Origin of the sequence: Pandoraea commovens (assembly GCF_902459615.1) — a bacterium.
GTDB classification, from domain to species: Bacteria; Pseudomonadota; Gammaproteobacteria; order Burkholderiales; family Burkholderiaceae; genus Pandoraea; species Pandoraea commovens.
Genome location: NZ_CABPSA010000006.1, coordinates 111,995 through 133,807 on the forward strand (window position 1 = coordinate 111,995; position 21,813 = coordinate 133,807).

General features: G+C 63.8%; 19 protein-coding genes and 1 pseudogene. 11 read left to right on the plus strand and 9 right to left on the minus strand.

Translation table 11 applies throughout. The features are described 5' to 3' along the window. Nucleotides 1–4: 4 nt before the first annotated feature. Together amaB and PCO31010_RS17660 are read right to left on the minus strand one after the other, a co-directional pair. Nucleotides 5–1,504 (minus strand): L-piperidine-6-carboxylate dehydrogenase, encoded by a 1,500-nt coding sequence (gene amaB / locus PCO31010_RS17655; RefSeq protein ID WP_150665406.1) that lies wholly within the window; start codon nt 1,502–1,504, stop codon nt 5–7. A 37-nt stretch (nt 1,505–1,541) separates the two neighbouring features. Beyond that, entirely contained in the window at nt 1,542–2,567 is a 1,026-nt protein-coding gene (locus tag PCO31010_RS17660) for a DUF1338 domain-containing protein (RefSeq protein WP_150665407.1), read from the minus strand. 170 nt (nt 2,568–2,737) lie between these two features. Here PCO31010_RS17660 and PCO31010_RS17665 point away from each other — a divergent pair, with 170 nt between their 5' ends. Continuing rightward, on the plus strand, nt 2,738–3,661 hold the full coding sequence (locus tag PCO31010_RS17665; RefSeq protein WP_039395699.1) for a LysR family transcriptional regulator: 924 nt from the start codon (nt 2,738–2,740) through the stop codon (nt 3,659–3,661). 19 nt (nt 3,662–3,680) lie between these two features. On the opposite strand, the gene PCO31010_RS17670 is transcribed toward PCO31010_RS17665, so the two are convergent. Both PCO31010_RS17670 and PCO31010_RS17675 read right to left on the minus strand, forming a co-directional pair. Then, on the minus strand, nt 3,681–4,328 hold the full coding sequence (locus tag PCO31010_RS17670; RefSeq protein ID WP_174984890.1) for a YitT family protein: 648 nt from the start codon (nt 4,326–4,328) through the stop codon (nt 3,681–3,683). Between the two features lie 139 nt (nt 4,329–4,467). Then, on the minus strand, nt 4,468–5,565 hold the full coding sequence (locus PCO31010_RS17675) for a branched-chain amino acid aminotransferase (RefSeq protein WP_150665409.1): 1,098 nt from the start codon (nt 5,563–5,565) through the stop codon (nt 4,468–4,470). A gap of 421 nt (nt 5,566–5,986) precedes the next feature. Here PCO31010_RS17675 and PCO31010_RS17680 point away from each other — a divergent pair, with 421 nt between their 5' ends. Then, nucleotides 5,987–6,358 (plus strand): hypothetical protein, encoded by a 372-nt coding sequence (locus PCO31010_RS17680; protein ID WP_150665410.1) that lies wholly within the window; start codon nt 5,987–5,989, stop codon nt 6,356–6,358. Between the two features lie 55 nt (nt 6,359–6,413). Here PCO31010_RS17680 and yfcF read toward each other — a convergent pair whose 3' ends face one another. Next, a complete protein-coding gene (gene yfcF, locus PCO31010_RS17685; RefSeq protein WP_150665411.1) occupies nt 6,414–7,085 on the minus strand; it encodes a glutathione transferase in 672 nt (223 codons plus the stop codon). A gap of 192 nt (nt 7,086–7,277) precedes the next feature. Between yfcF and PCO31010_RS17690 the strand changes: the two genes are divergently transcribed. The 6 genes from PCO31010_RS17690 to PCO31010_RS17715 all read left to right on the plus strand — a co-directional run bounded on the left by PCO31010_RS17690 (nt 7,278) and on the right by PCO31010_RS17715 (nt 13,789). Then, the gene (locus PCO31010_RS17690; RefSeq protein ID WP_150665412.1) at nt 7,278–8,177 is read left to right on the plus strand and encodes a LysR substrate-binding domain-containing protein; all 900 of its coding nucleotides are present in this window, start codon (nt 7,278–7,280) and stop codon (nt 8,175–8,177) included. A 105-nt stretch (nt 8,178–8,282) separates the two neighbouring features. Continuing rightward, nucleotides 8,283–9,203 carry a LysR family transcriptional regulator gene (locus tag PCO31010_RS17695; RefSeq protein ID WP_039395710.1) on the plus strand — a complete coding sequence of 307 codons (921 nt, stop codon included), beginning with the start codon at nt 8,283–8,285 and terminating at the stop codon, nt 9,201–9,203. Nucleotides 9,204–9,413: 210 nt separating this feature from the next. Next, on the plus strand, nt 9,414–10,277 hold the full coding sequence (locus tag PCO31010_RS17700) for a VOC family protein (RefSeq protein ID WP_150665413.1): 864 nt from the start codon (nt 9,414–9,416) through the stop codon (nt 10,275–10,277). A gap of 19 nt (nt 10,278–10,296) precedes the next feature. Continuing rightward, complete coding sequence (locus PCO31010_RS17705) at nt 10,297–11,052, plus strand: class II aldolase/adducin family protein (protein ID WP_150665414.1); 756 nt, start codon at nt 10,297–10,299, stop codon at nt 11,050–11,052. Between the two features lie 100 nt (nt 11,053–11,152). Next, nucleotides 11,153–12,493, plus strand: a complete 1,341-nt coding sequence (locus tag PCO31010_RS17710; RefSeq protein WP_150665415.1) for an MFS transporter — start codon at nt 11,153–11,155, stop codon at nt 12,491–12,493. Between the two features lie 168 nt (nt 12,494–12,661). Continuing rightward, complete coding sequence (locus PCO31010_RS17715; RefSeq protein WP_150665590.1) at nt 12,662–13,789, plus strand: porin; 1,128 nt, start codon at nt 12,662–12,664, stop codon at nt 13,787–13,789. A gap of 88 nt (nt 13,790–13,877) precedes the next feature. Here PCO31010_RS17715 and PCO31010_RS17720 read toward each other — a convergent pair whose 3' ends face one another. Next, complete coding sequence (locus PCO31010_RS17720; RefSeq protein ID WP_150665416.1) at nt 13,878–14,927, minus strand: aldo/keto reductase; 1,050 nt, start codon at nt 14,925–14,927, stop codon at nt 13,878–13,880. Nucleotides 14,928–15,331: 404 nt separating this feature from the next. Here PCO31010_RS17720 and PCO31010_RS17725 point away from each other — a divergent pair. Next, nucleotides 15,332–16,249, plus strand: a pseudogene (locus PCO31010_RS17725) (AraC family transcriptional regulator); the annotation flags it as partial. Here PCO31010_RS17725 and ligD read toward each other — a convergent pair. Both ligD and ku read right to left on the minus strand, forming a co-directional pair. Beyond that, nucleotides 16,204–18,705: a DNA ligase D gene (gene ligD, locus PCO31010_RS17730; RefSeq protein WP_150665417.1), complete on the minus strand. Its 2,502-nt coding sequence runs from the start codon at nt 18,703–18,705 to the stop codon at nt 16,204–16,206. The pseudogene PCO31010_RS17725 and the gene ligD sit on opposite strands and share 46 nt — an antisense overlap. Nucleotides 18,706–18,713: 8 nt before the next feature. Next, complete coding sequence (gene ku / locus PCO31010_RS17735) at nt 18,714–19,679, minus strand: non-homologous end joining protein Ku (protein WP_150665418.1); 966 nt, start codon at nt 19,677–19,679, stop codon at nt 18,714–18,716. A gap of 172 nt (nt 19,680–19,851) precedes the next feature. Here ku and PCO31010_RS17740 point away from each other — a divergent pair, with 172 nt between their 5' ends. Continuing rightward, on the plus strand, nt 19,852–20,529 hold the full coding sequence (locus tag PCO31010_RS17740; RefSeq protein WP_246184661.1) for a hypothetical protein: 678 nt from the start codon (nt 19,852–19,854) through the stop codon (nt 20,527–20,529). A 40-nt stretch (nt 20,530–20,569) separates the two neighbouring features. Further along, entirely contained in the window at nt 20,570–20,821 is a 252-nt protein-coding gene (locus tag PCO31010_RS17745; protein ID WP_150665419.1) for an MJ0042-type zinc finger domain-containing protein, read from the plus strand. A gap of 32 nt (nt 20,822–20,853) precedes the next feature. Here PCO31010_RS17745 and PCO31010_RS17750 read toward each other — a convergent pair whose 3' ends face one another. Then, entirely contained in the window at nt 20,854–21,795 is a 942-nt protein-coding gene (locus PCO31010_RS17750) for a 2-hydroxyacid dehydrogenase (RefSeq protein WP_150665420.1), read from the minus strand. Between the last annotated feature and the right edge of the window lie 18 nt (nt 21,796–21,813).

Consider the following 21,813-nt stretch of genomic DNA (forward strand, 5'->3'; position numbering starts at 1 on the left):
GACTTCACTCGATCGAGAAGTCGATGCCTTGCGCGAGCGGCAGGGCGGACGAGTAGTTCACCGTGTTCGTGGCGCGGCGCATATAACCCTTCCATGCATCCGAACCTGACTCACGGCCACCGCCGGTTTCCTTCTCGCCGCCGAACGCGCCGCCGATTTCTGCGCCGCTCGGTCCGATGTTGACGTTGGCGATACCGCAGTCGCTACCCGCCGACGACGTGAAGCGCTCGGCTTCGCGCAGGTCGTTCGTGAACACGCACGACGACAGGCCATGCGACGACGCGTTGTTAGCGTCGATGGCTTCGTTGAAGTCGCTGTACTTGAGCACGTAGAGAATCGGCGCGAACGTTTCCGTCAGCACGACTTCCGTTTGCGACGGCATTTCGACGATGGCCGGTTTCACGTAGAAGCCGCCTTCGTTGCCCGCCACCGCGTGACGCTCACCGCCCGTCACCTTGCCGCCTTGTGCGCGTGCCTGATCGAGTGCGCTTTGCATGCGCTTGAACGCGCCTTCGTCGATCAGCGGGCCCATCAGCGTGCCGCGCTCCAGCGGGTTGCCGATGGCGACCTTGCCGTACAGCGTCTTCAGACGATCGACGGTCTTGTCGTACACGCTCTCATGCACGAACAGGCGACGCAGCGTGGTGCAACGCTGACCGGCAGTGCCCACCGCCGAGAACAGAATGCCGCGCAGGGCCAGTTCCGGGTTGGCGCTTTCGGTCACGATACCGGCGTTGTTGCCGCCGAGTTCGAGAATCGAACGGCCAAAGCGGCGAGCGACTTCCACGCCGACCTTGCGACCCATTTCGGTACTGCCCGTGGCGCTCACGATGGCCGAGCGCGGATCTGCGACGAGCGCTTCACCGACGTCGCGACCGCCGATGATCAGCGCGGTCAGGCCTTCCGGTGCGTCGCCGAATTCGGCAATCACTTCTTCCATCAGTTTGTTGACGGCCAGCGCGGTCAGCGGCGTCTTTTCCGACGGCTTCCACACGACGGCGTTGCCGCACACCAGCGCCAGCGCAGCGTTCCACGACCACACGGCGACCGGGAAGTTGAAGGCGGAGATGACGGTGCAGACGCCCATCGGGTGCCACGTCTCGGCCATGCGGTGGCCGGGGCGCTCCGAGGCGATCGTCAGGCCGTAGAGTTGACGCGACAGGCCGACCGCGAAGTCGCAAATGTCGATCATTTCCTGCACTTCACCCAGACCTTCTTGCAGGATCTTGCCCGCTTCGAGCGTGACGAGCGCGCCCAGTGCCTGCTTGCGCTCGCGCAGCTTTTCGCCGAGCAGACGCACCAGCTCGCCGCGACGCGGGGCGGGTACATTGCGCCATGCGGTGAACGCCTTGTGTGCGCGAGCGAGGGCGGCTTGTGCGTCGACGACCGACGCGCTGGCCACGCGGCCGATCAGTTCGCCGTTGATCGGCGAGTGCACGGCGATGTCGCCCGCTTCGGCCAGTTTGGCAATACCCAGTTCGTTGAGGATGGAGGTCGCGTTCACGTTAATACCCTTATGGAATTCAGCGTTGATTCGTTGATTACTTGGCGTTGGCCGTCATCTTGAAAATGCCCTGCGCGTTACCGGCATCGAAACGAAGATCGATTTTCCAGCAGCGATTGGCGGTGTCGTACTCGCGGTGACGCGTGATGAATTCGTAGAACGAGCCCGGCACGTCGCGGGTGAGCGTTTCACCGTTCTTGCCACGGAACTCGCGACGCACGGTGTCGGCGCGATAGGCCGTCTGGAACACACGACCCGAGCGCGAGCGCTCGACTTCGGGCTTCATCGGGCGGCCCTTGGCCTTCTCGGCGTCCGACAGCGCGAACACATCTTCTACGCGGTCGGTGGCGTGGTTGAACGCATTGCCTTCGGTGGAAATCCACGCCATTTCGGCCGATTCTGCCAGCAACAGTTCGTAGTCGGCTTCGCTCGGCACGTCGTGCTGACGGGCAAACGCGCCCACGATCACCGGCAGTAGCGCCTGCGCGCTCTCCAGCGGCAACGTGCCGTCGCGCTCCAGTTCCCACAGATGTCCGACGGCCGCCGGCGTGAGCGGGTCTTTCGAGGTGCCGACGACGCGCGACACGGCTTGCTGGAACGTCTCCGAGAAACGCTCGGGATGCAGTTCGCTCACGAAGAATTGCGAAATTTCTTCGGGGGCATCTTCATGCGCGTAGGCGCGGCCCGTCATGCCGAGGCGATCCAGCGGATAGCGGCCGTTCAGCTTGAAACCCAGCGGACGCAGAATACGCGTGAACGCCGCTTCGCCCGGCGGCAGGGCACCGTTCTGGTCCCAGCGCACGGTGCGCAGCGCACCGTGGTCGAAGTAGACGCCGCCCCCGGCGGCAATCGCCTCCTCGGTATAGGTGCGGCCGTTTTGCGAGCGCGCGAGCAGCCCTTCGAAGAGCGCCATGTTCATGGCTTGCGCCAGTTCGGCGCGCGTGACGCGCCCCGGCTCGAAGTCTGAAAGGATCGACGGCGAATTGAGCGTGGCGAAAAGCGCGTCGGTACGCGCCTCCCCGATCAGGGAAACCAGCAAGGACTGCACGTTGGCGTTGCGCATCAGGTTGTCTCGCAGGGGGACGCCGTCTCGTGCGGCATCACAGGGTGAAGGTGTCAGGGCATGGCATGCGGCGCACCGTCATGCCTTCTTGCAGTGACTGCATTATTGGAATGGATGCGTCTCGCGTAAAGCGAGATAAAATTGCCACTTGATGCGTTTTTGGAATCAACATGCGCAAATTCAAGACCCCCGGCACGGCGGCGCTGCTCGCGTTCGAGGCGGCCGCCCGGCACGAAAGCTTTACCCATGCGGCCCGCGAGCTGTTTTTGACCGAGAGCGCGGTGTCGCGTCAGATCGCCACGCTGGAGACGCAGTTGGGCGTGCGGCTGTTCGTACGTGCCAAGCAGCGCGTGGTGCTCACCCGCGCTGGGCGGCTTTATGGCACGCAGGTGCGCCGTACGCTCGAACAACTGGATCGCGACACCCTGTCCATCATGGCCCACGGTAGCGGCGGCGGCTCGCTGGAACTGGCGGTGCTGCCCACGTTCGCGTCAGAGTGGTTGATTCCGAGAATGAAAGACTTCGACGACCGGCATCCCGACGTTCGCGTGAACATGGGCGTGCACACCGACCTCTTTACGTTCGACGAGACGCACTTCGAGGCGGCGATTCACTTCGGCCAGCCGACATGGCCGGGCACGTCGTCGGACTATCTGTTTGGGGAAGAAGTGGTGCCGGTGTGCCGTCCGTCGATCCTGAAGGGACCGGTGCGCACCGCGGCGGATTTGCTGACGTATCCGTTGCTGCACTCGACAACGCGTCCGAGCGCCTGGTCGCAGTGGTTTGCAGAGCAGCGCGTCGAGGACCACCGGGCGTTGCAGGGCGTGCGCTACGAGCTTCACACCATGCTCATTGCGGGCGCGGCGGCGGGGTTGGGGATTGCGCTGGTGCCGAAGTTCTTCGTCGAAGGACAGTTGGCGACGCTCGGCCTCACGATTCCGTTCGACGTGAAGAGCGTGGCCGAGTCGGCCTACTACCTCGTCTACCCGACGGAGCTGACGCACGGGCAGCCGCTCAGCGTTTTCCGCGAGTGGCTGCTCGATCAGGCGAAAGCATATCGACCGACGTACCGTCCGGACTATCGCCCCGCCTGATGGTGGACGACGCGATCGATCAGCGTCCCGTGTAACGTCCCGGCTTGTGCCACGCAACGACCATCGCACTCATGGCGATAGCCGAGATAGCGGACCAGGCGACGCGTCCTGCCGGAATTGTGGCGAGCGACGCGATCAGTATTGTCGTGTCGATGCACACCTGCGTGATACCGGCATTGATGCCGCGCTTGCGTTGCAGCCACAGCGTGACGATGCCGGTGCCACCGACGCCCGCCCCGTGACGCGCCAACGCCAGAATGCCCATGCCGCACAGCGTGCCGCCGACGAACGCGGCGAACAGCGGATTGACGAAGGCGATGTCGAACGTCTGCGGCATGGCCGCGAGGGCGAAGGTAATGCCGAAGCTCGCGACCGTGGATTTGAGCGCGAAGCGCGCGCCCATCGTGAAGTACGCGAACAGGAAGAACGGAATGTTCACCAGCGTAAAGATGGTGCCCACCGGTAGCGGAAAGACGTAAGAGGCGAGCAGTGCGATGCCAGCCACGCCACCGGTAACCAACCCGGCAGCCTTGAGCAGCACCAGACCGACCACCACAAATGCCATGCCGATGACCATCGCATAGATGTCTTCGAGCACGGAGTGCGGCACACCGATTGTGTCGGTTGCCGCAATAGCGCCGGATACAGCGCCCGTATCGTGTTTCATGATCAGTAATTCAGGAACGACAAGACGGCGCGCCCGGCTCTCCTGATGCCGGAACGCGCCGCCGAAGATTTCCCGCGTCGCTGTCTCGGGCGACGCGCAGCTTCACAGCTTGTTATGTAGATACGGTATTAACGCGCGATTACGCGACGTGGTGGACCCATTTGAACGGATCGGCGACCTTGCCACGCTGAATACCCGTGAGCTGATCGCGAATACGCTTGGTGACCGGGCCTTCGCCGCCGTCGGCGATGTTGAATTCGCCGTTGGCGTGGCGCACCTGACCGATGGCCGTCACGACCGCAGCCGTACCGCACGCAAACGTTTCCTTCACACGACCGCTGGCCGCATCGGCCTGCCACTGTGCGAATTCGTACGGCGTCTCATTGACCGTCATGCCTTCGCGGCGTGCCAGTTCGATGATCGACGCGCGGGTAATGCCCGGCAGGATCGTGCCCGAGAGCGGCGGCGTCTGGAGCGAGCCGTCGTCCATCACGAAGAAGACGTTCATACCGCCGAGTTCTTCGATCCAGCGATGTTGTGCGGCGTCGAGGAACACGACCTGATCGCAGCCCTTGGCGCTCGCTTCCGTTTGCGCAATCAGGCTGGCGGCGTAGTTGCCGCCGCACTTCGCAGCACCCGTACCCCCGGGAGCTGCACGGGTGTACTGGTCCGAGACCCACACCGTCACGGCCGATTTGCCGGGCTTGAAGTACGGGCCGACCGGGCAGGCGATCACGCAGAAGATGTATTCATGCGCGGCGCGCACGCCCAGGAAGCTTTCCGAGGCGAACATGAACGGACGGATGTAGAGGCTGCTGCCTTCCGAGCCCGGGATCCATGCACGGTCGATGTCGACCAGCTTTTCCACGGCTTCGAGGAAGACGGCTTCCGGCAGATCGGCCATCGACATGCGCTGGGCCGACTCGCGGAAACGCTTGGCGTTGGCTTGGGGGCGGAACAGCGAGATCTTGCCGTCTTCACCGCGATAGGCCTTCATGCCTTCGAAGATTTCCTGTGCATAGTGCAGCACGGCGCACGCCGGATCGATCTGGAACGGGCGGCGGGCTTCCACCTTCGCGTCATGCCAGCCCTTACCTTCGGTCCAGCGGATCGTGACCATGTGATCCGTGAATACGCGGCCGAATACCGGGTTCGCCAGCGCGGCGGTGATCTGGTCGGCGGGGGTGGGGTTGGCGTGCGGCTCCACGACAAAACGCAGTTGGTTATCGGCGCTCATGTTTCTTCAAATGTCTCGGCAGAGGTGGCTTTAGTCGACAGTGCCGTTAACGTAAACGGCAAGGTGAGTATTTTCCTCCTTTCGGGGCCCGCCTGTCGACTGAATTCACCGCTTCTCCCGTCACGACGGGGTTCTGGGCAATATTGCGCCGAAAAATATCGGAATTTGGACGATTTTCGCAAGAAAAATGCGTGATTTGCCGAAAGTTGCGTGGGCGCACGTCTGCCACGAAACCACTGCGTCGCGGGGTAACAGTGTGTAAAAAAACATTTCAGGTCACAGGGCGGCTGACACTCGACATTTAATATCGAAGGCGCATGATGTCGGGAACGTCCCCACAAGCGAAGCGCGCACTGTTCAACAGCGGGGCTGCAGCATTCGCAGACGTTCCGCCCGTAGATCAAACAGGGAGAGGAGACAGATGAAGTCGACAACGATTCGAATGTTGCGCGCGTATCTGATCGTGGCCTCGCTGGGCGCTGTGTGCATCGACGTCTGCGTGGTCATTGCCATGCTCGTCTTCGATGTGCCCGAGCGTATCTTCACCTCGGCAGATTTTCGTATTGCGATGGCGGCGTCTTTATTGCTGCTGTTACTGGCGTCGCGCTCGCTGGCGTCGGCCGCGTTTCAGGCGGCGCTCGCCAGTCGGCATGTCAGGTTCGATGGCGTTGAACGTGCTGAGGGTCCGCGCGGCACAGACAGCGTCGCCTTGCGCGACGACTGCCCGCACCGTCTGCTCGTGCTGCTGCATATCCGCATCCACCGCCAGCAACTGGCGATGGTTGCCGCCTGACGGCGAAGCGGATGCCTCAACCGTCAAGGCGCATCAGTACCCGCATCAGTACCGATCAGGCAGCCTTCCCGTCCACCAGATCGCATTGGCGCGGCGGACGCGTCATCGCAATCCACTCCTGCACCGCCGGGCGCAGGAACTGACGGCGCGCGAATTCGGCCAATGCGGGCGGCACAACGTCGTCGTTATAGACCAGACGATTGAGCATGACCGCGAGGTCGACGTCGGCAATGCACCACTTGTCGAACAGCGACATGCGTGCGTCGGGCAGCAGGCTCTCGGCGATGGCGATCAGCTTGCTTGCCGCGGCGTAGCCCGCGTCGGTCAGCGGCGCATCGGACGGGCCGTAGAAAATCACCTGCGTCGAACGATCCTCGCGCAGCGCACCGAGATCGCTACGCAGCCATGCCTGTACCTGCCGGGCACGCGCACGGTCGCGAACGTCGGCCGGATACACCGGCACGTCGGGGGAGATCGTTTCCAGATATTCCACGATGGCGGACGATTCGGACAACGTGAAATCGCCATGCACGAGCGTCGGCACGCGACGCGTGATCGACAGGTCGGCAAAGCCGCTTTCGTGATGCGCGCCCTGATCGAGATCGACGGTGCGCAGATCGAACGGAATACCTTTCTCGCGCAGCGTGACGAAAACCGACAGCGCGTAAGGGCTGGTGAACTGGGCGTCGACGTATAGCGTGAAAGAGGCGGGGGCTGCGGCTGACACGATGGGCTCCTGAAGGGAATGTGCGCGGGGCGAAATTGCCCGCAGACGCTTATGTTGCCGTACGTTCGTGGTGATAAGCTACTGCACAAATCGCTGGCAAGCTGTGAGCCAGACTCACAGCTTGCCGCGCACTTTCGCGCACTTATCTGTCCCCAATATTCACCCGCACGCCAACTCGATATCCCCCGAACCATGAACGCCGAACCTCGCGCCCGTCCGCCGCTGGCGAATCTGGAAACCGTCTGTCTCGTCGCCCGTCACGGCTCGTTCACGGCGGCCGCCGAAGCGAGCGGCCTCACGCACGGGGCCATCAGCCGCCGGGTGGGGGCCGTTGAAAACTGGCTCGGCTGTGCGTTGTTCGAGCGTCACGGGCGAGGGGTGAGCCTGACGTGCGACGGTCAGCGCTTTCTGGGCCGCATCGAACATGCCTTCGACGTGATCGACGCGGCTGCCGATCAGTGGCATCAGGCGCGCAAGGCCCCGGCAGTGCGCCTGAGCGTGGTGCCGTCGTTCGCCAAGCTGTGGCTGCTTGAGCGCCTGCAATCGCTCGAAGCGGGCAAGCCGTTCATCGACATTCATGTGACGACCGAGCATCGCAACGCCGACGTGGGCGCGGGCGAAGTGGACATCGCCTTGCGTTACGGTCGTGGCGGGTGGGCGAGCGTCGATTCGGAACCGTTAATGGGTGAGACGCTGTACCCGGTGGCCTCGCCCGAGATGGTGCAGCGTCTGAAGGGCGCGAGTGTGTCCGAGATGTTGGCGATGCCCTTGCTGCACGACTCCGATCTCACGGGCTGGCGCGCGTGGTGTGGTGCGCACGGCGTGTCGCTGCGACCGCGTGCGCGTGATCGCCGATTCGAGGATTACACGGTGGTGCTTGCGGCGGCTGAAGCGGGGCTGGGTATTGCGCTTGCCCGTGCGCCTTTGGCCAGCGAGTGGATGGCGCGCAGCCGTCTCGTGCGACTGTCGGACGCCGAAGTCGTCTGTCCGTTGCAATACCACGTGGTGACGGCCAAGCGCGAGAAGCGTCCGGAAGTGCTGGAAGTGATCGCGCGTCTGCACGCGCTGGCGCGCGAGGATGCGCGCACGTAAATACCATGAACGCGGCCGTGCGCGGCGCAGGGGTTTCCCGCACTGCGCGCGCTGCTGCGGGTTGCCTAAAATGCGGGACGCTTCTTGCAGGACTGCCTGGCAGAGATGAACTTACGCTCGCTCGATCTGAATCTGTTGCTCGTGTTCGAGTCGCTGCTGCGCACGCGCAGCACGACGGTCACGGCCGAGGAACTGAACCTCACGCAATCGGCGGTGAGCAATGCGCTCAAGCGTCTGCGGCTCGCCTTCGGCGACCCGTTGTTCGTCAAAACACCGCAAGGCATGCTGCCGACCGATCTCGCCGCATCGCTGGCGCCACCGGTCACTGAGGGACTCGGCCTGATTCGTGGTGCCGTCGAAGCGCCGCAGGACTTCGTCCCGGCAAATGCGCAGCGCACGTTCCGTCTTTACCTCAGCGACATCGGCCAACTGATCTTCATGCCGAAGCTCATGGCTACGCTCGCCGTCGAAGCGCCCGGCGTTCGCATCGTCACGGTCGACACGACCCCGCGCGAAGCGCAGAACGCGATGGCGATGGGCGACATCGATCTCACGCTCGGCCTGTTCACACGTTTCTCGTCCGGCTTCCATCAGCAGCGCCTGTTTCGCGAGCACTATGTGGCCCTCGTGCGCGAAGGGCATCCGACCATTCGCGGCGAGCTCACGGCCGAGACGTTCCTTCACGCGGCGCACGCCGTCTACCGCCCGACGGCCGGTCATCACGACGTGTTCGAGACCGCCGTCGAGCATTGGTTTGCGCAGTCGGGGCAGCAGCGTCACGTGGCGCTGCGCATGGCGCACTCGATGGGACTCTCGGCGTTGATCGCTGCGAGCGATCTGGTGGTGTGCGTGCCGACGCGTCTGGGGCGCGCCCTCAAGGCGGCCGCCGACCTGCGCACTTACGCGCTGCCGTTCGACGGTCCCGAGTTCGACATCTCGCAACTCTGGCACGAGCGTTTTCACACCGACGCTGGCCATCGCTGGCTGCGCAGCACGATCTTCCGCCTGTTCCACGGCGAAGACTGATCCGTCCCCCGTCTGACGACACACACTCGCTGCGCATGCATGCGAGGCAGCGTCGCGCCCGCATGCTGCACCCCCAATTCACGACGTAAATACCGCGCATTTACGCAATTTGTTGGCGTCATGCGACGCCGGTCCTTATCGTATCCCTCACGACATTGAAGTCACCGGACGCAGGTCCGGGACACGAACAATATCCGCAGGAGACAAGCGGTGATCAATCTGCACGACATTCGTTACGTGCGGCTGGGGACGCGCGACCTCGAAGGTGCGACACGCTATGCGCGCACCATTCTCGGGTTGCAGGAAGTGCGTCGGGAAGCCGGTTTCGTATTCCTTCGCAGCGACAGCCGCGATCATTCGGTGTGCTACTTCGAGGGCGACCCTGCCGACCATACGGTGGCGTTCGACGTCGCGAGCGATGCGCATTTCGACGCCGCAGCAGCACAACTCGACGCCATGCACATCGAGTTTCGACGCGGGACGCGCGACGAGGCCGACCTGCGCCGCGTGGCCGATTTCCTCACGTTCCGCGATCCCACCGGCAACCAGATCGAACTGGTGCTGCGCGCGGCGCAGACCGGACGGGGTTATCACGGCGAGCGCGACGCGGGCATCGATTCGTTCAGCCACGTGGGTTTGTGCACGACGGACGCACGTCGCGACGAAGCCTTCTGGACCAGCGTGTGCAACGCCCGTGTGTCGGACCGTATCGGCGACGCGCCGCTGCTTCGCATCGACGACGTCCATCACAAGATCGCGCTGTTCCCGGCCAGGCGTGCGGGCATTCAGCATGTGAACTTTCAGGTGAACGGCATCGACGACCTGATGCGCTCGTGGTACTTCCTGCGCGAGCAGGGCGTGCCGATTCGCTTCGGTCCGGGGCGACACCCGACGTCGCACGCGATGTTCCTGTACTTCGCGGGGCCGGACGGCATGGTCTACGAGTACTCCACGGGCGTGCGCAAGATCGCGCCGGAGGACGAAGCCACATACGTGCCGCGTCAGTTCCCGTTCGATCCGACCGGGTTCTGCATGTGGGGCGCGAAGCCCGAGATCCCCGAGTTTTCGTCCTGACCTGCTGGCGGGTATCCCCATGACACAAGTTACGTTCGATGCCGCCCGTCACGGTGGCATTGCCGACCTCGACCGCGCGGTGCGCGTGGCGGCCCGCACGCTGGCACGCGCCGGGCTGGCGCATGCGTACGGGCATTGCAGTGCGCGTATCGATGCGGATTGCTTCGTCGTCTGCGCCGCACGTCCGATGGGACTCATCGGCATCGGCGAGCCGGGCACCGTGGTGCCGATCGACGGTCCGCTGCCAGACGGCGTGCTCGGCGAAGTCCGTCTGCATCAAAAGATCTATCGCTCGCGTCCTGACATCGGTGCAGTTGCGCGCACCATGCCGCCCAGGACCATGTCGCTCTCAACGCTTCGCCGCACGCCGCGCGCGCTGCACGGGCCGGGCACTTACTTCGCACCCGGCGTGCCGCTTTGGGACGACCCGCAACTGATTCGCTCCGACGAACAGGCTGCCGCCGTGATCGCCACGATGGGCACGAATGCTGCCGTCGTCATGCGCGGCAACGGCGCTGTCGTTGCCGCCGACTCGCTCGAAGCGATGGTCGCGCTCACGTGGTACCTCGAAGACGCCGCGCGCGTGGATCTCGACGTGCTCGCGCTCGAAGCGTCGCTGCCCGCAGCCGTGCTGAACGACGACGAATGCCGTGCGCGCGCCACGCGCTCGGGCCGGATCATCGAGCGCATGTGGGAGTACCTGTCGGCGGGCGACCCGGAGTTGCCCGACGCTCTCGCGCGCCCGTCTTCATCTTCTTCACACCACCGTTCTTGATGTAATCGCCCCCAACCGGCTGCGAGCCCCCTGCACAGAGCGTCGTCGACAGACGCCACGGCCCGCAGCTCTCGCGGTAGTTACCGCACAGGAGACAGACATGGAAATATCCGCTTTGATGAACCGTAGAGGCATCACGCCATTTCAATGGCGCGTGATTGCCCTATGCTTTCTGATCGTCACACTGGACGGCTTCGACACGGCGGCCATCGGCTACCTCGCACCGGCCATCCGCAGCGAATGGGCGATGGCGACGACCAGCCTCGGCGCTGTGTTCGGCGCGGGCCTCGGTGGCCTGATGCTCGGCTGCTTCGTGTTCGGGCCGCTCGCCGACCGCATCGGCCGCAAGCGCGTGCTGATCCTCTCCGTCATTATGTTCTCGCTCGGCAGCATCGCCTCGGCTTACGTGCATAGCCCGACGGAGCTGGCTGTGCTGCGCTTCATCACCGGCATTGGTCTGGGCGGCGCGATGCCCAACGCCATCACGCTCAGTTCCGAGTATTGCGCCGAGCGCATGCGCTCGCTGCTCGTGACGGCCACCTTCTGCGGCTTCACGCTGGGCTTCGCCATCGGCGGTGAAATCGTCGCACAGACGCTGCCGCACATCGGCTGGCGCGGCGTGTTGATCGCGGGCGGCGTGGTGCCGATCGCCTTCGTGCCGGTGCTCATGCGCTGGTTGCCGGAGTCGATGCGCTACCTCGCGGCGCGCGGCGACCGTGCCGATCAGCTGCTGGAAATCGCCCGTCACATCGACCCGCAAGTCACGCGCATCGACCCGGAAGTGACGCCTGCCGGGCAGACGAATTCGGCGGTGGGCGGCCTGTTCACGCGTCGTTACATCATGGGCACGCTGCTGCTCTGGGCGACGTACTTCTGCACGCTGTGTGCGTTCTATCTGCTCACGAGCTGGCTGCCGTTGGTCGTGAAGGATTCCGGTTACACGCTCGCGGAAGCGGCGCGCATCGGTGCAATGTTGCCGCTCGGCGGCACCGTCGGCGCAGTGATGATCGGCTTCGCGATGGACCGCACGAGTCCGTATCGTGTGTTGGCGGCTTCGTATGTGATGGCCGGTATCGCGCTGTGCGTGCTGGGTGCGGTGACGCACCAGTCGGGCTGGCTGATGTTCGTCGTGTTCCTCGCGGGCTTCGGCATTGCGGGATCGCAGACCGGCGCGAACGCCCTGACGGCGGCGTACTACCCGACTGCTTCCCGTGCGACGGGCGTGGCTTGGGCGCTCGGTGTCGGCCGTCTCGGCTCGATCCTCGGTTCGAGCCTGGGCGGTCTGCTGATCGCCTCGGCGTCGAGCACGGCGCAGGCGTTCCAGATCGTCGCGATTCCGGCGTTTCTTGCGGCGGCGCTCATGCTGGTAATGCGTCGTCGCGTGGGGCGTGGCGGTTCGCTCGCTGCATCGGCGACGCAGCCTGCACCGGGCACCGTCTGATCCTCGCCTGAGCACTCAACGGATGCACGCCGAACCTCCGGCGTGCGTCTGCGAAGTACCCGCCGCCAGCGCACGTCCCCCGACGGCGATGCGGCGGCGCTGCAACTGACCGGCACAGGTCAGGCCACCACACGTATCCATGGAGACATCACCGTGATCCACAAGGGACTGCCTGCGCTCGCGCTGGCTGCCGGCCTCGCATTGGCCACCACTTCCGCTTCGGCCCAGAGCGTGACGCTCTACGGCATTCTCGACACCGGCATCGAATACATCTCGCACGCCGGGCCCAACAACAGTTCGCTCGTACGCATGCCAGCCAACACGGGTTCGTTGCCGTCGCGTTGGGGCCTGCGCGGGGACGAAGACCTTGGCGGCGGTCTGCACGCGCTGTTCATGCTGGAGAACGGCTTCAACGTGCGCGCGGGCGATCTGAATCAGGGCGGACGGTTGTTCGGGCGTCAGGCGTGGGTCGGGTTGTCGAATCAATACGGCACGCTGTCGTTTGGGCGTCAGTATTCGATGACGTTCTGGGTGATGAACGATGCCGACATTCTCGGCCCGGACCTGTACGGCAGCGGCTCGCTCGACAACTACATCCCCAATGCGCGCAGCGACAACACCGTCGCCTACAAGGGGGTGTTCAGTGGGCTTACCGTCGGTGCGACCTACTCGTTCGGACGCGACAGCGGCGGCACCGGCAACTCGCCCGGACAAGGCACCTGTGCCGGTCAGACGCCGGGACAGATGACGGCTTGCCGTCAGGTCTCCGCGATGCTGAAGTACGACACGGCGTGGTTTGGGGTGGCCGGGGCATGGGACGAGCAACGCGGCGGTGCGGGCGCAGCTGCGAGCTTCTTCAACGGCGCGGCGGCGGTGCCGCTGACCAGTTCGTCGGACAAGGACACCCGTTGGCAATTGAACGGCTATGTGAAAGGCGGCAACTGGAAGGCGGGCGCGGGGTGGCTGGGACGTCGCGTGCAGACCGCGTCGGCCGCCGTCGCCGACGTGAATTCCGACATGTTCTACATCGGGGCGCTGTATCAGTTCTCCCCGGCATTTGCCGTCGACGGCGAAGTCTTCCGCATGTTGAACGCCCGTCAGAACGCGCGGGCGACGATGGCCACGTTGCGCGGTACGTATTTCCTGTCGAAGCGCACGGCGGTGTACACACAAGTCGCCTGGCTTGGCAACAGCGAACATGCGGCTTACTCGGTCAGTTCGGGCGGAGCAGGGGGATCGCCCGCAGCGGGCGCGAGCCAGTTGGGCGTGAACGTCGGCATGCGGCATACGTTCTGATCTTCTGATCGCATGAAAAAAACGGCGGACTGTGTTCGCAGGGCGCCGTTTCTCATTCCGAACGCGGTAGACGTTCGGTGTCGATCGATTACAGCAAGCCAGCCTCGGCGAGTTGCGCGCGACGTGGGTCGCCCTGACGCGAGAGCATCCAGCCCGGGTACTCGCTGGGCAGCGCGCTCGCGGCGTTGATCGCCGACAGTTCGCGTTCGTTCAGCGTGACGCGCGTGGCGGCGATGTTGTCGTCGAGCTGATCCGCGCGCTTGGCCCCGATGATGACCGTCGAGACGACCGGCTGCGCGAGCAACCAGGCGAGTGCGATCTGCGCGACCGACACGCCCTTTTCAGTGGCGATGCCGCGCATCACGTCGATCACGTCGTAAGCACGCTCGACATTCACCGGCGGGAAGTCGAAGCTCTGGCGGCGTGCGCCGTCTTCCGTCTGGCCGTCACGCGTGTATTTGCCTGAGAGCAAGCCGCCTGCCAGCGGGCTCCACACCATCAGACCGACGTTCTCGCTGCGCAGCATCGGGACGATGTCGCGTTCCAGATCGCGCCCGGCGACGGTGTAATACGCCTGAAGTGACGCGAAGCTCGCGAGATTCAGGCGTGCCGAGATGCCTTGCGCCTTAGCGATTTGCCACGCGGCCCAGTTCGAAACACCGATGTAGCGCACGTGGCCCTGACGCACCAGCGTGTCGAGCGCGCTGAGCGTCTCTTCGATGGGCGTGACCGGGTCGAAGCCGTGCACCTGATACAGATCGATGTGATCGAGTTGCATGCGCTTGAGGCTGGCCTTGACGCCGTCCATGATGTGATAGCGCGACAGGCCGCGCGAGTTACTGCCCTGTGCGCCGGTGACCCCGAAGACCTTCGTGGCGACGACCACGCTGTCACGCGGCACGTTGAGGTTGCGCAGGGCTTGTCCGGTGAGCATCTCCGACTGGCCTTCCGAATAGACGTCGGCGGTGTCGATGAAGTTGATGCCCGCATCGAGCGCGCGACCGACGAGCGCGTCGACATCGTTCTGCTGCAATTGGCCGATCTTGCTCCACAGGTCGCCCTGTCCGCCGAAGGTCATCGTGCCGAGGCACAGTTCCGAGACGAAGAGGCCGGTGTTGCCGAGTTTCCGTTGTCGCATTGCATCGCTCCGTTGAGTAGCTGCCCGTCGCAGGTGGCCGTCGGTGAGGGGGACGGTGTGCACGGGATGGGATGCATTATGCGTCGCGGGGCATCAGGCAAGCAGTACCTGTTCCTGCACATTTCCTGCCTGATTCTGCAATCGAGTGCGATGGTGGGAGCCGTTCGGCGCGTCATTTGGCGGCAAAGCGTTGTTGAACATGGCAGTAAGGTGACAGGGTACTGTCTTGGTTTGTCGTCGGATGATCGCCGGTACAGATCGAATCTTGCCGGATTCTCCGGAATTCATGCCTGATCGTGTGGATGTGCTTCCAGAGGATCAGGCAATTTTTTATGACAGGCGTATGCTTCGATTCATTGCGGCCGGGGATGTCGAAGACGGCCAGCCTGATTCGAGGACTTGCCATGCATCTCGTCAAAACATCGCCACCTGCGTCGCATCAAGACGCGCCATTGCAGGAAGGTCACGCCAACGATCCGTCGCACGCCGCTCGCACGGAGCTGGTGCATCTGCTCGAACGCGCGACGCATGGGTTGGAAGGCACAGCACCCACGGCGGTGGACGGTTTGATGGTGCATCGCATCTTGCATCCGGGCGGGCCAAAGCCTGCGTTGCAACAACCGGCCTTCGCTGTGATCGCCCAGGGGGAGAAGCGTTTGCAGATCGGTGAAGCGCATTACGCGTATGACCCGATGCATTACATGGTGTCGTCGGTGCATTTGCCGGTGGTGGCGCAGGTGTCCGGCGCGAGCGAGCAGTCGCCTTATCTGGGCATGCGGCTGAATCTGGTGGCGGAAGACGTCACCTCGCTGATCGGCGACGAGCATCTGCCGCCACCAGCGCCGTCGCCCTGCGGGCGCGGGTTGTACGTCAATCGGCTTGATGCTGCGTTGCTGGACGCGGTGTTGCGTCTGCTGCGTCTACTCGACGCCCCGCGCGATATTCCGATTCTTGCGCCGATGATCAAGCGCGAGATCATCTACCGGTTGTTGATGAATGGGCAGGGGGTGTTGTTGCGTCAGATGGTGATGCAGGACAGCCAGATGAACCGGATCGCGAACGCGGTGCGGTGGTTGCGCGACCATTATGCAGAGCCGTTGCGCGTGGAATCGCTGGCGCAGGAGGTGCATATGAGCGTGTCGTCGCTGCATCACCACTTCAAGCTGGTGACGGCGATGAGCCCGTTGCAGTACCAGAAGCAATTGCGCTTGCAGGAAGCGCGTCGTTTGATCTTCGTGGCGGACGTTGCCGTGTCGTCGGCTGCGCAGGCGGTGGGTTACGAAAGCGCATCGCAGTTCAGCCGGGAATACGCCCGCGTCTTCGTCACCCGCTGCTGCGATGCCTTCTCATACTCCGCCCACGGGTCTTGTTTCAACGCGGTGAGGCGATCGAGGGCGTTGCGCACGGTCCAGGCGTCGGCGCCGGGCAATTCGGACAATTCCTCCCAATGGACAGGCATCGATACCGCCATGCCTTCTCGCGCCCGGGCCGAGTATGCGCACACGGTAGTCGCCCCTCGGTAGTTGCGCAGATAGTCGATGAAGCACTTCCCCACGCGATGCTTCGGTCCCATCGTCGCCGTGAACCGGTCGGGAAACACGTGCGCCATATGCTTCGCGACAGCTTCCGCGAACCCCTTCGCGAAGTCCCATTCGTGACGTCTCGCTAATGGTGTCACCACGTGCAGCCCTTTGCCGCCGCTCGTCTTCACGAAGGCTTTCAGCCCCAGTTCGTCCAGCAGTCCACGAATGAGTTGCGCGCCTTCCACGATCTGCGCAAACGTCACCCCCTTACCGGGGTCCAGATCGAAGATCACGCGATCGGGACGCTCGATCAGATCGCTGCGGGCATTCCACGTGTGGAACTCCACCGACCCCATCTGCACGGCCCCGACGAGTCCCCGCGTATCAATGATCTGCATCAGCGGTTCGTGGTCCGGATCGAGCGACGGATCGAGCACATGCACGCCGGTGATCGTCTTCGCCGCATGCTTCTGGAAGAACATCTCACCGCCGATACCTTCCGGCGCGCGCAGCACAGCGACCGGCCGGTCGGCAAGGTGCGGGAGCATCCATTGGCTGACGGCGGCGTAATACTCGGCTAGCTCGACTTTCGTCACGCCCGAGTGCGTGTCCATCACGCGTTCGCCGTGTGTGATCTTCACCGGAAGTGCGGACGATTTCGGCATGGACGGCATCTCCTTCGATGAGTCGACGGCACCGCTGCGGCGCGTCTCGCGGCGAATCTCCTTCGCCGGTTTGTCGGTACGCATAGCGTGGAACGACGCCTGACGCACATGACCGTCGCGCGTCCACTCGGCGAAGCGTACTTCGGCGACCAGCGTTGGACGCAACCAGTGCACACGCGCCCGGCCTCCCGGACGCGGTGCAGGGGACAACGAAGGGCGCGGCGTTTCAATCGCGTCGAGTTGCTTGCGCATGCGCAGCAGCGCCTCGGTATCGAAGCCGGTGCCGACCTTGCCCGCGTAGCGCAGCGTCTTGCCGTCATCGTCGTAATAGCCGAGCAGTAGCGCACCGAATCCCTGTCGAGAGCCGGAGGGTTCCGTGAACCCCACTACGACGAACTCCTGACGCTGCGAGCACTTGAGCTTGCGCCATGCGTCGCTGCGGCCGTCGACGTAGGTCGAGTCGTCGCGCTTGACCATGATGCCTTCGAGGCCCGCTTCACATGCGCCGTGCCAGAGCGATCCGAGATCGCCCGCGATAGGTCGAAGGACCCGCACGGCATCCGTCTCTTTGCCTTCAAACATACTCGCGAGTCGCGCCTGACGCTCATGCAATGGCGCATCGCGCAGATCCTTCCCGTTACACCACGGCAGATCGAAGACGTAGATGACGATGGCGCTCTGGGCGTCTTCGTCGAACGCTCGTTGCAACGCCTGAAAGTCCGGCAACCCGCGCTCGTTTGTGACGACGGCCTCGCCATCGAGCCACGCGTTCGGGAGGCCGCGTTCGCGTAAGGCGGCCACTGCGGGTTGGAATCGGTGCGTCCAATCCTGACCCGAGCGCGTGAAGACGCGAATGTCGCTGCCCGCGATGCGGATCAGGACGCGATATCCGTCGAGCTTCAACTCGGCGTGCCATCCCTCGGATGAAGGCGCCTGATCGACTAGCGTCGCCAGCATCGGACGCACCTCGTCGGGCGGCTTGATCGAGGATCTGCGTGATGTCGCAGGCTTCGACGTCGGCGGTTTGGCATGCGCCGATGCATGCCCGTCGTCATGCCGGTGAATCAATAGCCATTGCGGCTGACGCGCGGGCTTATCGGTACGCACCAACGTCCAGTGACCGCTGAGTCTTTCGCCTTGTAATGTGAACGACAACTTACCGTGAGCATAATCGCGCGATGCATTGCCGTCAGGTATCCAGGTGCCTCGATCCCAGATGTCGACGTGCCCCGCACCGTAGTTGCCAGCGGGAATGTCGCCTTCGAAGTCGGCGTAAGCGAGCGGATGGTCTTCGACCTGAACGGCCAGTCGCGGACGGCTGACATCCGGACTCGGTTGCTTCGGCAGAGCCCATGAACGCAGGGTGCCGTCGAGTTCCAGACGGAAGTCGTAGTGGAGGTGGCTGGCGTCATGCCGTTGGACGACATACCGCAACGCATGCTTGCGGGCTGAACGCTTACCGCGCGGCTCGGGTGTGGCGGAGAAGTCGCGTTTTGCGTCGTACGCCGCGAGCGGATCGCCGGATTTGCGACGGCGATCCGGCTTCGCGCTCGTCGCGTTGGTCGGCTTAGTTGAGGCGCGTCTCGGCATCGTCGCGCTCACTTGGCCTTACCGGATTTGGTCGACTTGGTGCGCTTGGCCGTTGCCTTCTTTGCCGCCGTCTTCTTAACCGTCTTGCCATCCGACGCCTTTGCCGACTTACGCGCCTTGGCAGGCTTCTCCTCGACATCCTGCGCATCCACGGTTACTGCGTCGCGCTTGCCCTTCGTCCCCAGGCTCTGCTTGAGCAGCGCCATCAGATCGGTGACGTTTGCACTGTTTGCCAGCTTCGGCGCGCTCGCTTCGATCTGTGCGATCTCGCGTGTCTGACCGGACGCGATCTTGCGGTCGATGAGCGCCTTGAGGTCGTCCTGAAAGGTGTCGTGATAATCGCCGGGACGCCACGGTCCGGACATCTCGTCGATCAACCGGATCGCCATATCCAGCTCGCGCTCGCCGGGCGCGGCGAGCTTCTGCAGCTTCTCCTTCGTCAGCCCGACCTCGGCCGGATCGCGCATCTCGTCCTGCCATCTCAGCGTGTCGAGTACGAGCGCGTCGCCCGCTGGCGCGAGCACGGCGAGATGCGCGCGCGTGTGCATCACCACGCGCGCGATGCCGAGCTTGCCCGCCTTGATGAGCGCCGCGTGCAGCAGCGCGTAGGCCTTTGCGCCGCCACGCTCGGGCACGAGGTAGTAAGGCGTGTCGAGATACATGAAGGAAACGTCCGTGGCATCGACGAACGCCAGAATGTCGACGGTCTGCGTCGCCGTCGGATTGGCCGAGCGGATCTCGTCGTCGCTGAGCACGACGTAGTTGCCTTTCTCATACTCGTAGCCGTGCACGATCTGGTCGCGCGGCACTTCCTTGCCGTTTTCCTTGTTCACACGCTTGTAGCCGACCGGCGACATGGTGCGCTTGTCGAGCCAGTCGAGATCGAGTTTGTGCGTCGTCGAGGCGGGAAACAGGGTGACGGGTACGTTGACCAGTCCGAAGCTGATGGCACCCTTCCAGATTGCGCGAGCCATAGATGCTCCCAATGAGGGCTAATGTTGCGATTCTTGCAGGATAGGTCAGGTTCCCATGCATTGATTTTCTCAATGCCGATGACTGTGCCATAAGGATTCCTTGATGAAACAAAGCCGCCGGACGCTTATCCCACTGGAATCGATGCATGACATCAGCAAAGGGAGATAGGCAATGGCGATGATCGTGGCAGGGCGATTCACGACGTTCGATCAGGCGAATCTGGTGGCGAGCCGGTTGTACGACCGTTCGTTTCGACCGTCCGACGTGTCGGTGTTCTTTCTGAATCCCACCGGCCAGCACGCTAGGTTTCCGATGGGCGGCGACGTGGATGCCGATGCTGCGGCGCGTCCGGCGAGCCGGGGTGCGGCGCAGGGCATCATCGCAGGCGGTGCCTTCGGGCTTGCGCTGGGGGCATTGCTATACGTCGCGATCTGGCGCTTCTGGCTCGTCCCTGTCGTCGGCATGATGGCAGGGGCCTATCTCGGCGCGTTTCTCGGTGCTTTGCGACGCATGCAAAGCCGCGAGCGCGTGTCGGCAAAGCAGGCGGGTATGCGAGACGCCGGGGTGATGCTCGCCACGCACGTCAGCGAATCGACGGCGGACACGGCGATTGCCGTGTTGCGCGATGCAGGCGCGGCGGAAATCGAGCAGGCGAATGGTGTATGGGAAGCGGGAGAATGGCGCGACTTCGACCCGGTGCAGCACGCTCATCATGCACAGGATGTGGCGTCGGCGCGCGACGCTGAACCCCATGCCGAGCCGACCATTGGCGTGGCGGCCAATGAGCGCAGTACGCGCGAAGGTCGCGATGCGACCCGTGCAAAGCCCCGGCGTACCGACTGGTTGTAGAATCGACTGCGTCCCTTGATGACCGTTCAGGAGGCTGACAATGCTGTCGATCCATACCGGTTTCGTCGTTTGCCCGACCTGCAAGTCCCGATTCGCCGTGGCGGCCAGTGAGCCGACCGTGCAGGCGCTCCACGACTATCTCCATTCGGATGCCGAAGTGAAGTGCCCGACGTGCGATACGATCTTCACGACAGGTAGCGCGAAGAGCAGCATCGAGTTCGAGCCCGTCAACGACGGCGAAACGCTATCGCCGTCTCCCGAGCGGAGCATTGACGGGCTCGACAATCACTGAATCTTTGCGTGAGCGTCGCGAGGGGCAGCGGCTCACAGCGGCGTCATCACCGGCTCGCCCGTCTGATAGCGGCGGGTATTCTCCATGAACATTGAGAGCGTGGCGGCTTCCGCTTCCGGCGAGCGGCCAGCGACGTGCGGACTCAGTACGATGTTCTGCAAGTCGATGAGTGCCGCAGGCGGCGACGGCTCGCCTTCGTAGACGTCCAGCCCCGCGCCAGCGATCACGCCGTTGCGCAATGCATCGGCAAGCGCTGCGGTGTCGACGACGCTGCCGCGTCCCAGATTGACGAGAAAGCCGTCTTTGCCCAGCGCACGCAGCACGTCGGCATTGATCATGTGATGGGACTCCGCTCCACCCGGTGCCGTGACCACCAGAATGTCGGCCCATTCGGCCAGCGCCGTCACGCTGTCGAAGTATTGATAGTGCGACGGGAGGTCGTCGCGACGGTTCCGGTTTCGGTAGCCAATCTGCATATCGAAGCCTTCGCCGCGTTTGGCGAACTGACGACCGACTGCGCCAAGGCCGACGATCCCGAGTTTCTTCCCGGCCACACCGGGCTGCATCGGCAGCGCGTCGCGCCAGATGCCCTTGCGGCACGCCGCGTCATATTCCGGAATGCGCCGAATTGCGGCGAGCAGCAGGGCGAAGCCCTGATCCGCCACGGTCGGGGCATTGGCGCCTGCGCCATGCACCACCACGATGTTACGTGCGTGCATCGCCGGAATGTCCAGATTCTCGTAACCGGCACCGAGTGCGCTGACCAGCTCGACGTTCGGCAGATGCGTCAGCTCGGCGGCATTCATGCCGCGCGAACCGTTGGTGAGCACAAAACGCACGCGCTCACCCTCCGGTCCCCAGCCTTCCGGCGTCGGATGGTGGCTCGGGCGGTAGATCACTTCGAAACGGGTTTGCAGTTCGGACAACTGCTCGGGATGCATCGGGATGATGACCAGCAAGGGGGGCAGCGACACCTTCAATCTCCGTCAGAG